Below are 12,353 nucleotides of genomic sequence, written 5' to 3'. Positions count from 1 at the left end.
ATCGTGTGCACCACTGCGGCCTCGGCCGTGAATCAAGGCGCTGTCTTCATGACAGCGCCTTTTTTCGTGCTCGCACCCTCGCGGGGCCTGCCCGCACGGCTCGCGCGACGTCGGTCATCGAACATCCGCTGAAGCCGTCAGGGCAGTTCGTGAGGACAGGAAATGCGCACTCTGGTACTGAACGCCGGGTATGAGCCACTCGCTGTGGTGTCGTTCCGTCGGGCCCTCCTCCTGGTGTTGAACGACAAGGCGACGATCGTCGAGCACGTCGTCCACGATCCCGTTCTCGGGATCGATGGAACGTACGAACGCCCGGCCGTGATCGTCCTGACCCGGTACGTCCGTATCCCGAATGCGCGCCGCGTGCCGGTGACGCGGCGTGGCGTGCTCCGCCGCGACGCGCACCGATGCGCCTATTGCGGGAAAGCGGCGTCGACGATCGACCACGTGATGCCGCGTTCGCGCGGGGGCAGCAACTCGTGGGAGAACCTCGTCGCCTGCTGCCTGCGGTGCAACAACCTCAAGAGCGACCACACTCCGCAGGAGATGGGGTGGGAGCTGCGATGGCTGCCGAAGCCCCCGCGAGGCCCGCAGTGGGCCGTACGGGGCACGGAGCGATCCGACCCGCGCTGGGAGCCGTACCTGAGTCTCGCCGCCTGATCGCCGCGGTGCGCGCCTACCGCGCTCTCGGGCCGTAGGCGCGCAGGAATGCGCCGGCGCCATCGGTCATGATCTGTCGGACCCGCTCGGCGTCCGTCCGGCGGCGAGCGGGCTCGTTGAGAACCCGGAGCGTCGTGAGCGCGTGGAAATGCTCGGCGGCGAGTCCCGGGTCGTCGAGGTCGAGCAGACCCTCGGTCGCGAAATGAGCGAAGCGCTCGGCGAGAACGTCGGCGTGCGCTCGGTCCAGCGGGTGGTCCTCGAGTTCGGGCAGGAGCGACTCGTTCTCCGAGATCAGCTTGACAGCGGCTGCGTAGTTCGTCGACGTGGCGAGGAACCCCCCGAGTTCGGCGGCGAACGCGATCACAGCCTGGTGCAATTCATCGCGGCCGTCGATCGCGATGGTGTCCGGCAGGTGCGTCTCGGACAGCTCGCGGAGGGTGTTCACGGCCGTCTCGCCCGCGCTCTCGACCACTCCGAGCAGCAGCCGCCGTTTATCGCCGTAGTAGTCGTAGACGGTGCGCTTGGAGACACCCGCGCGCGCCGAAACGGCATCCATACTCGATCGCTCGACGCCCACCTCGACGAAGAGCTCTCGCGCCGCCGCGAGTATCGCGGAGCGCTTCTGCTCCTGGCCCTGCCTGACCGGCCTCGCATCGCTCATCGTCATCCTTTGCTCTTCCCGAACTCTACACCGACCAGTGCAGCAAAACTACACGGTACGGTGTAGTGTACCTGCCGTGCAGAAGACAACGCAGGCATCTCTCCAAGCTCACGATCTCGTCAAGCGCTATGGAACCGTCACCGCCGTGGACGGTCTGTCATTCCAGGTTCGGCCCGGGATCGTGACCGGCTTCCTCGGGCCGAACGGGGCGGGCAAGTCCACCACTCTCCGCATGTTCCTCGGCCTGGACAAGCCCACGAGCGGCGCCGCGACCGTGAACGGGCATCGTCTGCATGAGTTGCCCCATCCGATGCGCGTGATCGGCGCGATGCTCGATGCGCGTGCCGTTCATCCGCGGCGTACGGCCGTGGATCATCTCGCGTCCGTCGCGCGTGCTGGAGGCGTGCCGCGGGGTCGAGTCGGGGAGGTTCTGGAATTGGTGGGCCTGGCTGAAGCAGGGAGCCGGCCGGCCGGCGACTTCTCGCTCGGGATGAAGCAACGGCTGGGGATCGCCACGGCGTTGATCGGCGACCCCGGCATCGTCATCTTCGACGAACCTCTCAACGGGCTCGACCCGGAAGGCATCCGCTGGGCTCGATCCCTGATGCGCGAGCTCGCTGCGGAAGGCCGATTGGTGCTGTTCTCGAGCCATCTGATGGGTGAGATGCAACTGACGGCGGATCACCTCATCGTGATCAACCACGGTCGTCTGCTCGCCGACCAGTCTTTGGACGCATTCATCGCCTCGCACACGAACGAGTACGTCCGCGTTCGGACTCCGAATGCCGACGTCCTGCGTGATGCGCTCCGGCGAGCCGGGCTTCCGGTTCGGGCAGACGCCGATCGCAACGACGTCCTCATCGTCTCGGGGGCGACGACGGAGAGCGTCGGCCGCATCGCCTCCGCCGCCGGCGCCGAGGTGTTCGAGCTCACCCTCGTTCGGGACTCGCTCGAAGACGCGTTTCTCGCCATGACCACGATCGAGCAGAAGGCCGCCTGACATGAACCTCTTCGCTTCCGAATGGATCAAAGCCCGCAGCGTCCACAGCACCTGGATCCTCGCTGCCTCGGCCGTCGTCGTGACGGTGATGGTCAGCCTGCTGGGGGTGAGCGGGCTCGTGGCCGACTGGCAGGCCGCGCTCCCTTCCGATTTTGACCCCACCGGCATCAGCTTCAAGGGCATCCTGGTCGGTCAGATCCTCCTGGCGACCATCGGATCGCAGGCCATCACCAGTGAATACGGCTCGGGGCAGATCATCACGAGCCTCGCCATCGTGCCCCGGCGCGGGGCTCTCCTGGCTTCGAAGCTGGGAGTCTCGGCGCTCATCGGCTTGGTCGTGGCAGTCGCGGCGGTGGCAGGCAGCTTCGGTGCCACGCAGGCCGCGCTCGCTGCGGCCGGCCTGCCCGTGTCGGCACTCGATGACCCTGGAACTGCTCGGGCCATCGTCTGTGCGATCGTGTACCTCGTCCTCACGGCCGTCCTCGGCCTCGGATTCGGCATCATCACGCGAAGCTCTTCCGGTGCGCTCGCGATCATCGTGTCCGTTGCGCTTCTCGTGCCCGCTCTCGCCCCGGGGATGCCCGGGGTCATCGGTGAGTTCGCGGGTACCTACTGGCCCACGACGGCCGGCCAGGCCTCGTACGCTGTCGGGACGACGAGCGGGATGCCGCCGCTGGTGGGACTCGGGATCATGGCGATCTTCACGCTATGGACGACGCTCGCCGCTCTTCTCGTCCTCAGAACGCGTGACGTGTGAGAGGACCTTCCGCATCCGGTAGTTCGTCAGCGGCCGACCGGTAGGGGCGCAGGGTCACGGGCGGGGTGTCGGAGGCGTTCACGCGATCCAATCTGCCACGCGATGTCGGACGTCGGTCGTATCTTCGATCTCGACATTGATGGTCTAGAACATATGTTCTACCCTTGCTGAGTGAGGTCGATCATGCGCAATCCTGCTGCCGCCGAGGACGTGCAGCGACTGCGCGCGCAGATGGAGCGGATGCAGGGGCGCCGCCTCGACGCTCCGGTGCTGCCGACCCATCCTGCCCTGGCCGGACTGCTGCCCGGGCGGGGGCTGCGTCCCGGCGCGGCCTATTCGCTGGGCTCCTCGTCGTCGCTCCTGTTCGCCCTGCTCGCCCAGCCGTCGCAGACCGGGTCGTGGTGCGGTGTCGTCGGGATGCCGGGCTTCGGTGCCGAGGCGGCGGAGCACGCCGGGGTCGACCTGTCGCGCGTCGTGCTGATCCCCGATCCGGGCGCACGCTGGCTCGCCGTCACCGCGACGATCGCCGACGTGCTTCCTATCGTCGCGGTGCGTCCGCCCGAACGGGCGAAAGACTCCGATATCGCCAAGCTCGCCGGCCGGCTGCGCGACCGCGGCACGGTGCTGCTCGTGCAGGGGCCGTGGCCGCAGACCGAGGCGATGCTCGACGTCACCGATCCGCGGTGGTCGGGGTTGGGCGACGGCGATGGCTACCTCAGCGACCGCGAGCTGACGGTCACCGTGTCGAGCCGGCGGTTCCCGGTTCCCCGATCGGCGCGGATGCTGCTGCCCGCGCCCGATGGCGCGATCTCGGCTGCTCCGCACGAGCGGGCTCTCGCGGGCGGCCCGGTCGTCGAGCCGATCCCGATGCGACGGGCGGTCTGACGTGGGGGAGCAGGAGGCGACGGCACCGGTACGCAGCCTCGTGGTGTGGGTGCCCGACTGGCCGGTCGTGGCGTTCGTGCGCGAAAGCGGCGGCGATCCGAACGCGCCGATCGCGGTCTTCGAGAAGGGCGTGGTCATCGCGTGTTCGGCGGCTGCGCGGGCCGACGGCGTCGCACGTGGGCAGCGTCGCCGCGACGCTCAGGCCCGATGCCCCGCGCTGCAGGTGGCCGACGCGGATGCGGTGCGCGATCACCGGGAGTTCGCTCCCATCGTCGCGCGCCTCGAAGAGATGGCGCCAGGAGTGCAGGTGCTCGAGGCAGGGCTCTGCGCGCTGCGCGTGCGCGGCCCCGCACGTTTCTACGGCGGTGAGACCGAGGCCGCCGGCGCGCTGCTGGCCGCAGTCGCCGAGGGCGACCTCGACGTGCGGGCCGGTGTCGCCGACGGCCCCTTCACGGCGCAGCAGGCCGCGCGGATGAGCACCCGCCCCGACCGGCCCATCCGGGTGGTCGAGGCCGGACGCTCGGCGGAGTTCCTCGCACCGTTGACGATCGCGGTGCTCGACGACGACTCCGTCGACCTCTTCGCCCGGCTCGGCGTGCAGACCCTCGGCGACCTCGCCGCGATCGAGCCCGAACGACTGGTCGAACGCTTCGGCCCCCGCGGCGCGCGCTTGCACGGCCTCGCCTCCGGCGCCGATTCACGCCCGGTGGTCCCGCGCACTCCGCCGCCCGAGCTGCACCGCGAGGTCTCGTTCGAGCCTCCGCTCGACCTCGCCGACCAGGTCGCGTTCGGCATGAGGGTCGCGGCCGAGGAGTTCATCTCCGGACTCGGCGCGGTCGATCTCGTGTGCACCGAGCTGCGGGTCATCCTCACCGGCGACCGGGGCGAGACGAGCAACCGTGTCTGGCTCCACCCCGGCACCTTCGACGCCGCCGCCGTCGTCGACCGGGTGCGCTGGCAGCTGGCCGAGAGCGGCAAGCTCACCAGCGGTGTCGCTCGGGTCAAGATCGAGCCCGAAGCGGTGGATGCGGCATCCCATCACGCCGTGTCGCTGTTCGGCTCCGGTCCCGAGCAGCGGGTGCACCACGCCCTGTCGCGGGTGCAGGCGATGCTCGGCCACACGGGCGTCGTGACCCCGGTCGTGGGCGGTGGCCGCTGGCTCGCCGAGCGGCAGGTGCTCGTGCCGTGGGGCGACCGGCCGGTGACGAGCTCGCGCGAACGGCCGTGGCCGGGCAGCCTGCCCGATCCGCTGCCCTCGACGGTCTTCGAACGGGCGCTGCCGCTGGCTGTCGTCGATCGGGAGGGCGACATGGTGGCCGTCGACGGGCGGGGCGAGCTGACGGCGATCCCGGCCGCCCTGGTGTCGTCGACCGGGTCTCGCGGCATCCGCTCGTGGGCGGGACCGTGGCCGGTGATCGAACGGGCGTGGGATGCCGCGCGAGCGCGCCATGCCCACCGCTTCCAGATGGTCGATGCCACCCAGACCGCGTGGCTGCTGGTGTGCGACGGCGGCGAATGGTCGGTCGAGGGGCGGTACGACTGATGGGCTTCAACAACCCTTCGGTGCCGTGGTCCGAGATGGAACGGCTGCTCAGCGGCAACCGCGCGCCCAGCGCGCCGCCGGGTGCGGACGGGGGCGACAGTCCCGCGTGGTCGCGCAAGCGCGGAAAGTACTCGGCGCCGAGGATCGAGCGTCCTGAGAACGCGGTGCCGTATGCCGAGCTGCACGCGCACACGTCGTACTCGTTCCTCGACGGAGCGTCGTCGCCCGAAGAGCTGGCCGAAGAGGCCGAACGGCTGGGGTTGCACGCTCTCGCCGTCACCGACCATGACGGGTTCTACGGCATCGTCCGCTTCGCCGAGGCCGCCGAGCAGCTGGCCGTGAAGACCGTGTTCGGGGCGGAGCTGTCGCTCGATCTGCCGCAGCGCGTCGGCGCCGCGCGCAACGAGGCCGACCCGCCGGGCGAGCATCTACTCATCCTCGCCCGCGGTGAGGAGGGGTACCACCGGCTGGCGCGGGCGCTCACGCAGGGCCAGCTCGCGGGAGCGGAGAAGGGCAAGCCCCGGTACCGGCTCGACGATCTGGCCGACATCGCCGGAGGCGAGTGGAGCATCCTCACCGGATGCCGCAAGGGCACCGTACGCCGTGCGCTCATCGAGCGCGGACCGGATGCCGCCGCCGCCGAGCTCGACGCCCTGGTCGACCGCTTCGGACGCGATGCCGTCGAGGTCGAGCTGATGGATCACGGTGAGCCGCTCGACTCGCGGCACAACGACATCCTCGCCGGCCTGGCGCGCGAGCGCGGCCTGCCGATCCTCGCGACGAACAACGTGCACTACGCCGTACCCGATCGCGCCCACCTCGCTGCCGCGATCGCGGCGGTCCGGGCCAACCGCGGTCTCGACGAGCTCGACGGGTGGCTGCCATCCCACGCCGGGGCGCACCTGCGGTCGGGAGCCGAGATGACGCGGCGCTTCCGGCGGTTTCCCGGAGCCGTGGCGCGCACCGTCGAGCTTGCCGACGAGCTCGCTTTCCCGCTGCGCCGGGCCAAGCCCGCCCTGCCGAAGCTTCCCGTTCCCGAGGGGCACACGCCGATGTCGTGGTTGCGGCACCTCGTGTGGGAGGCCGTGCCGCGCAAGTACCCGAACCTTCCGGCCGAAGACCGCGACCGCATCGAGCGAGAGCTCGCGGTCATCGAGCAGAAGGACTTTCCGGGCTACTTCCTCATCGTCCACGGCATCGTGCAAGAGGCACGGCGTCGCGGCATCCTGTGCCAGGGGCGAGGATCGGCGGCCAACAGCGCCGTCTGCTACCTGCTCGACATCACCGCGATCGACTCCATCTACTACCGGCTGCCGTTCGAGCGCTTCCTCTCGGCCCTCCGCGAGGAGGAACCCGACATCGACGTCGACTTCGACTCCGACCGGCGCGAGGAGATCATTCAGTGGGTCTACACCACCTACGGGCGCGAGCGGGCGGCGCAGGTGGCGAACGTCATCCAGTACCGGCCCAAGAACGCCGTGCGCGACATGGCGAAGGCCCTCGGGCATTCCCCGGGACAGCAGGATGCCTGGTCGAAGCAGGTCGAACGCTGGGGTGCGACCCTCGACACGGGTCCCGACCACGACATCCCCGAGCGGGTGCTCAGCTACGCCGCCGAGCTGCTGAAGGCACCCCGGCATCTGGGCATCCACTCGGGCGGCATGGTGCTGACCGATCGTCCTGTCGGCGAGGTCGTGCCGATCGAGCACGCCCGGATGCAGGACCGCACCGTCATCCAGTGGGACAAAGACGACGCCGCCTGGATGGGCCTGGTGAAGTTCGACCTGCTGGGCCTCGGGATGCTCGCCGCGCTGCAGTACTGCTTCGACCTCATCGAGGGAGCGACGGGGGAGAGACTCGAGCTCTCGACGCTGCCGAAGGAAGAGGCCGCCGTCTACGACATGCTGTGCCGGGCCGACTCGATCGGGGTGTTCCAGGTCGAGTCTCGCGCGCAGATGGGCCTGCTGCCGCGCCTGCAGCCGCGACGGTTCTACGACCTCGTGATCGAGATCGCGCTCATCCGGCCGGGGCCCATCCAGGGCGGTGCCGTGCACCCGTACGTGCGCCGCAAGCTCGGGTACGAGAAGACGACGTATCCGCACGAGAAGCTCAAGCCCGTGCTCGAACGCACGCTCGGGGTGCCGGTCTTCCAGGAGCAGCTCATGCAGATGGGCATGGTCATCGGCGGACTCTCGGGCGAGGATGCCGACCTGCTGCGTCGTGCGATGGGCTCCAAGCGCGGCATCGAGCGCATCGACTCGCTCAAGCAGAAGCTCTACGAGGGCATGGCCGAGAACGGCCTGGTGGGGGATGCCGCCGACGACATCTACGCGAAGATCCAGGCGTTCGCGAACTTCGGCTTCGCCGAGAGCCACTCGCTGTCGTTCGGCCTGCTCGTCTACGCCAGCTCGTGGATCAAGCTGCACTACCCGGCGGCGTTCCTCGCGGGGCTGCTGCGGGCTCAGCCGATGGGCTTCTACTCGCCGGCGACGCTGGCGGCCGATGCCCGCCGTCACGGAGTCGAGGTGCGGCGCCCCGACCTGCAGCTCTCGGGAGCCGAGGCCGTGCTCGAATCCGTGTCGGGTGAGGCGGGGCGGCCGGGTCCCACGGGGCTCGACAGCTGCCTCGGCGAGCAGCCTCCCGTGCCGGTCTTCGACATCAACGCCCCCGACGAGTCGGCGGCGCATCGCCGCGACGGTGCATTCGCGGTGCGGCTCGGGCTCGCCGCCGTCACCGGCATCGGCAAGAGGTTCGCCGAGCGGATCGTCGCCGAGCGCGAGGCATCCGGCCCCTATCGCGACATGCGCGACCTGGTGCGCCGCACCGGCGCCGACACGACGCAGCTCGAAGCGCTCGCCACCGCGGGAGCGCTGGAGTGCTTCGGGCACACCCGTCGCGAGGCGATCTGGCTGGCGGGATCGGCCGCGCAGGACCGCATCGAGTACCTGCCCGATTCGCTCATCGCCGTGCAGCCGCCGTTGTTCACCGACCAGTCGAGTTACGACGTGCTGGCCTCCGACCTGTGGGCCACGGGCATCTCACCCGATGACCATCCGATGACCCACTACCGTTCCCAGCTCGACGCGCGCGGCGTGCTCACCGCGAACGATCTGCGACAGCACGAGTCGGGGCGCCGTGTCGAGATCGCCGGGCTCGTCACCCACCGGCAGCGCCCGGCGACGGCATCCGGCATCACGTTCCTCAACCTCGAGGACGAGCACGGACTGATGAATGTCATCTGCTCGACGGGCATGTGGCACCGCTACCGGCGGGTGGTGCGCGACAGCCCGGCGCTCATCGTCCGCGGCATCCTCGAACGGTCGAACGAGGGGGTCGTGAACATCCTCGCCGACGCGTTCGAAGACCTGCGGGTGGGGGTGAGGCACCAGTCACGAGACTTCCGCTGAGCCGGCGCCGTGCCCGCACGACCCGAACCCGATGCGAGCCGACGCGAATTGTCGTCACGCGCGGGTGAGAGCAGCCATTCGTGTCGGTTCGGGGCGACGCGGGTCAGGCGGGGGTAGCCGACAGCACTGCCCAGCCGCGCGGGGGAAGAGATGCCTCGGCGGTGTGTCCGTCGAGGCCGCCTGCCAGTACCCCGGCGAGCACCCGCGTCGCATCGGCCACCGGCACGGACACCGGCGCGTCGCCGACGTTGAGCGCCGTGACGACGGCATCCGTTCCGGTCGCGGTCCGCAGCACCATCGCGGTGTTGTCGATGTGGATGACGTCGGTGTGGGCGCGATGCAACCAGGGATGCTGCCGGCGCACGGCGATGAGCTGCTGATGGGTGCGGAGGATGTGCTGCGCGGTCTCGGGCAGCGACTCGGGGGCGGGCGGCGCATCGGGAAACTCGGGGCGCACCGCGTCGTCGCCGCCGAGTCGTTCCTCCTTCACCGCCTCGTAGCCGTACTCGTCGCCCGCATACACCGACGGCACCCCCGCCACGGTGAACAGCACCGCCAGCGCGTGCGGCACCAGGTCGGGGCCGATCGCCGAGGCGATCCGCGTGACGTCGTGGTTGCCGACGAAGGTCTGCGGAGCGAAGACCGATAGGAGCTCGTTGTTCCGCTCGATCGCGTGCCTCAGCTCGAAGAGGTTGCGGTCGGCGATGCCGTGCCAGATGCCCTGCCACAGCTCGTATTGCGTCAGCGAGTCGATCGTCGACTCCTCGACGATGCGGGCGGCGTCGCCGTGGATGACCTCGCCGAGGAACCATGCCTCGGGGTACTCGGCGCGAACCCGCGGCAGCACTCTCGCCCAGAAGGCGGACGGCACAGCGTAGGCAGCATCCAGGCGCCAGCCGTCGATGCCGCGGCCCAGCCAGTGGGTCATCACCTCGACGACGAGATCCGCGACGGCGGGGGAGTCGTGGTTCAGTGTCACGAGGGCGTCGTGCCCCTCGAAGACGTCGGCGTCGACCGGCTCGCCGGGCTGCCAGCCGTCCCACCGCACGCGGAAGAGGTCGGCGGTGTCGGCTTCCGGGCCCCGTTCCTCGAGAGCTTCGAATGCCGGATGCTCGCGCCCCACATGGTTGAAGACACCGTCGAACAGCACGCGGATGCCGCGGTCGTGGGCCGCCGCGATCAGACGGTCGATGTCGCCGTCATCACCGAGCCGGGCATCGATGCGGAAGTAGTCGACGGTGTCGTATCCGTGCGTGCTCGAGGGGAAGACCGGGCCGAGGAGCAGGCCGTTGAGGCCGAGCTCGACGACGTGATCGAGCCAGGCCTCGATGCGGTTCAGTCGGTGCTCGACGGGCTGGTCTGCGGCGCCGGCATCCGACTGGCCGTCGTCGTCGGCGCCGTCCGGCCGGATCGGTGCTCCCGTGAACCCCAGCGGGTACACGTGCCACAACATGACGGTCTCGGCCCAGTTGCTCATCCCGGCAGTCAACACGAGCGGATGCCGGATAGGGAACGACGTGCGAGACGTGGCGCAGGGGCCTAGAGTGCCGCCTGTTCGTTCGGTCGCCGTTCCATCAGCCGCCAGGCTCCGCCCGTGAGGGGTGCCGTCGTGACCACGGTGTAGATGATCGCGACGATGCCGAACGATGCGAAGAGACCGAGGCCATCGGCGGCGATGCCGCCGAGCAGCGCGCCGAGCGGGACCCCTGCCCACGTGCCGGCGTTGAGCAGGCCGAAGACGCGACCGCGCATGGGCGCCGGGACGCGCTCGAGCTGCACCGCGCCGAGGATCGGGTTCAACGCGCCGGCCGCGAGCCCCGAGACGCCGGCGGCAGCGACGAGCACCGGGAACGGCGCGCCGAGGGCGAACACCGCGCTGGACGGGCCGCCGGCGACGAGGAAGCACAGCGCGAAGGTCACGCGCCGCGGCATCCGGTGCGCGATGAAGCCGAACGCGATGTTGCCCATGAGCGCGCACCCGCCCATGACAGCGACGATGACGGCGAGGGCTCCGGCGCCGCCGAGCTCGGCGTTCGCGTAGAGCGGCATCAGCGAGGCGCTGCGGGCCGCATCGAGCAGGTTGGTGATGAGCACCATGCCGACGATGAGCCGCATGAGCGGATCATGCGCGACGAACCGGAACCCGTCGCGCAGCTCGCGCCAGTACGAGCGCCGGGCTGCGGCATCCGTGTCGCCGACAGCGGCCATTCGCACCGTCGTCGCGGGGACCATCAGGCGGGTGATCGCAGCCGAGATGAAGAATGCCGCGGCGTTCGTGACGAGCGCCGCCATCGGTCCGAGGAGAGCGACGAGCGCGCCGGCGACGGACGCGCCGATGAGCTTGGAGAGGCGCTCCGAGCCGTCGAGGAGTCCGACGCTCCGTTCGAGCCTGACGTGCGCCGCCTCCGTGAGCTCGGGCAGCATCACGCGGCGGGCGATCTGGCCGGGGGTGTCGAGCACGCCGCTCGTGAAGACGAGTGCCAGCAGAGCCCAGAAGGGTAGGCCCACCGTGAGCGCGAGCGCGGGGATCGCGAGAACCGTCACACCGCTCACGATGTCGGCGACGATCGCGGCGCGACGGCCGCCGATGCGGTCGACGACCACCCCGCCGAACACGCCTCCCACGATGACGGGCGCGGTCGCGGCGAACGCGGCCAGCCCGACCTCGACGCCCGAGCCGCCCGTGGCCAGGACGTAGAAGGGGATCGCGAAGGCCGTGATGACGTTACCCGTCTGCGAGATCGCGTGCGCCGACAGCAGGGCGTAGAGGGCGCGGGATGCTGCGCGCCGACGCGTGACATCGGCCGAACGGGCAGGGGAGTCGGTCGTGGTCATGGCCGGCGGTAGGCCTGGTAGACGAGGGCGACCGGTACGGCGGTCTCGTCTGCGTCGTCGTGCCGCGCGCTCGCTTCTTGCCACCGGTGCATCAGCGACTCGAGTTCGGTGCGCATCGCGGTCAGCTCGTCGAGTGTGAGGCGCAGCGTGCGGTCACCGGTCGCCCCGGCGGCCACCCACTCGGGGGGAAGAGTCGGCATCGCGTCGACGTACTCGCTGTAGCGGGCGGCGTAGATCTGCGCGATCGACTTCTCCAGCGCCGACGATGCGGCTCGTTGGGCCGGGTCGTCGAGGTGTTCGGCCGGCTCCCACGTCGTCTCGGCAGCGGCGGCCTGCCACCAGCGCTCGCGCTGATCGGCGCTGCGCGGCTCGGCGGGCTCGATGAGATCGATCGAGGCGAGTTTGCTCAGGTGGTAGCTGATCGTGCCCGGCGCTTCGTCGACGATCTCGCCGAGCTGAGCCGCCGTCTGCGGGCCGTTCTCGCGCAGGATGCCGAGGAGACGCAGTCGGGTCGGGTGCGCGAGCACGCGCATGGAGGCCGCCGTCTCGAGTCGAGAAGCGGAGCGATCGGCAGAGGTCATACCCGCAACGCTAGATGCACAAGA

Annotated in this window: 10 protein-coding genes; 6 read left to right on the top strand and 4 right to left on the bottom strand. The window is 70.0% G+C overall.

Annotated elements, in window-relative coordinates; translation table 11 throughout:
- Positions 1 to 162 precede the first annotated feature (162 nt).
- Entirely contained in the window at positions 163 to 660 is a 498-nt protein-coding gene (locus tag ACI2K6_RS11135; RefSeq protein WP_114588335.1) for an HNH endonuclease, read from the top strand.
- Positions 661 to 676: 16 nt separating this feature from the next.
- Here the strand turns inward: ACI2K6_RS11135 and ACI2K6_RS11130 are convergent, their stop codons facing one another.
- Positions 677 to 1,321 carry a TetR/AcrR family transcriptional regulator gene (locus ACI2K6_RS11130; protein WP_274178636.1) on the bottom strand — a complete coding sequence of 215 codons (645 nt, stop codon included), beginning with the start codon at positions 1,319 to 1,321 and terminating at the stop codon, positions 677 to 679.
- Between the two features lie 76 nt (positions 1,322 to 1,397).
- Between ACI2K6_RS11130 and ACI2K6_RS11125 the strand changes: the two genes are divergently transcribed.
- The 5 genes from ACI2K6_RS11125 (at position 1,398) to ACI2K6_RS11105 (ending at position 8,913) form a co-directional block, all read left to right on the top strand.
- Positions 1,398 to 2,321 carry an ABC transporter ATP-binding protein gene (locus ACI2K6_RS11125; protein ID WP_274178635.1) on the top strand — a complete coding sequence of 308 codons (924 nt, stop codon included), beginning with the start codon at positions 1,398 to 1,400 and terminating at the stop codon, positions 2,319 to 2,321.
- Position 2,322: 1 nt separating this feature from the next.
- Positions 2,323 to 3,078 carry an ABC transporter permease gene (locus ACI2K6_RS11120; RefSeq protein ID WP_274178634.1) on the top strand — a complete coding sequence of 252 codons (756 nt, stop codon included), beginning with the start codon at positions 2,323 to 2,325 and terminating at the stop codon, positions 3,076 to 3,078.
- Between the two features lie 183 nt (positions 3,079 to 3,261).
- Positions 3,262 to 3,963 carry a hypothetical protein gene (locus ACI2K6_RS11115; protein ID WP_064954983.1) on the top strand — a complete coding sequence of 234 codons (702 nt, stop codon included), beginning with the start codon at positions 3,262 to 3,264 and terminating at the stop codon, positions 3,961 to 3,963.
- A 1-nt stretch (position 3,964) separates the two neighbouring features.
- The gene (locus tag ACI2K6_RS11110) at positions 3,965 to 5,506 is read left to right on the top strand and encodes a DNA polymerase Y family protein (protein ID WP_404568654.1); all 1,542 of its coding nucleotides are present in this window, start codon (positions 3,965 to 3,967) and stop codon (positions 5,504 to 5,506) included.
- A complete protein-coding gene (locus ACI2K6_RS11105; RefSeq protein WP_404568653.1) occupies positions 5,506 to 8,913 on the top strand; it encodes an error-prone DNA polymerase in 3,408 nt (1,135 codons plus the stop codon). The genes ACI2K6_RS11110 and ACI2K6_RS11105 overlap by 1 nt, the downstream gene beginning before the upstream one ends.
- Before the next feature lie 103 nt (positions 8,914 to 9,016).
- On the opposite strand, the gene ACI2K6_RS11100 is transcribed toward ACI2K6_RS11105, so the two are convergent.
- From ACI2K6_RS11100 to ACI2K6_RS11090, 3 genes are all read right to left on the bottom strand, one after another.
- Positions 9,017 to 10,390: an alpha-amylase family glycosyl hydrolase gene (locus ACI2K6_RS11100; RefSeq protein WP_404568652.1), complete on the bottom strand. Its 1,374-nt coding sequence runs from the start codon at positions 10,388 to 10,390 to the stop codon at positions 9,017 to 9,019.
- 62 nt (positions 10,391 to 10,452) lie between these two features.
- Positions 10,453 to 11,748, bottom strand: a complete 1,296-nt coding sequence (locus ACI2K6_RS11095; RefSeq protein ID WP_404568651.1) for an MFS transporter — start codon at positions 11,746 to 11,748, stop codon at positions 10,453 to 10,455.
- On the bottom strand, positions 11,745 to 12,329 hold the full coding sequence (locus ACI2K6_RS11090; protein WP_282501139.1) for a helix-turn-helix domain-containing protein: 585 nt from the start codon (positions 12,327 to 12,329) through the stop codon (positions 11,745 to 11,747). Before ACI2K6_RS11090 ends, ACI2K6_RS11095 begins: the two co-directional genes overlap by 4 nt.
- Between the last annotated feature and the right edge of the window lie 24 nt (positions 12,330 to 12,353).

The organism is Microbacterium sp. NPDC006705, from assembly GCF_044903545.1.
In the GTDB taxonomy this organism is placed as follows: domain Bacteria; phylum Actinomycetota; class Actinomycetes; order Actinomycetales; family Microbacteriaceae; genus Microbacterium; species Microbacterium plantarum.
This window is presented reverse-complemented; position numbering and strand designations above follow the sequence as displayed.

What these genes read in the sequence shown, in the direction of transcription:
- ACI2K6_RS11135 (WP_114588335.1), top strand. Translation starts at nt 163, where the DNA reads ATGCGCACTCTGGTACTGAACGCCGGGTATGAGCCACTCGCTGTGGTG.
- ACI2K6_RS11130 (WP_274178636.1), bottom strand. Translation starts at nt 1,321, where the DNA reads ATGAGCGATGCGAGGCCGGTCAGGCAGGGCCAGGAGCAGAAGCGCTCC.
- ACI2K6_RS11120 (WP_274178634.1), top strand. Translation starts at nt 2,323, where the DNA reads ATGAACCTCTTCGCTTCCGAATGGATCAAAGCCCGCAGCGTCCACAGC.
- ACI2K6_RS11115 (WP_064954983.1), top strand. Translation starts at nt 3,262, where the DNA reads ATGCGCAATCCTGCTGCCGCCGAGGACGTGCAGCGACTGCGCGCGCAG.
- ACI2K6_RS11105 (WP_404568653.1), top strand. Translation starts at nt 5,506, where the DNA reads ATGGGCTTCAACAACCCTTCGGTGCCGTGGTCCGAGATGGAACGGCTG.
- ACI2K6_RS11100 (WP_404568652.1), bottom strand. Translation starts at nt 10,390, where the DNA reads ATGAGCAACTGGGCCGAGACCGTCATGTTGTGGCACGTGTACCCGCTG.
- ACI2K6_RS11095 (WP_404568651.1), bottom strand. Translation starts at nt 11,748, where the DNA reads ATGACCACGACCGACTCCCCTGCCCGTTCGGCCGATGTCACGCGTCGG.
- ACI2K6_RS11090 (WP_282501139.1), bottom strand. Translation starts at nt 12,329, where the DNA reads ATGACCTCTGCCGATCGCTCCGCTTCTCGACTCGAGACGGCGGCCTCC.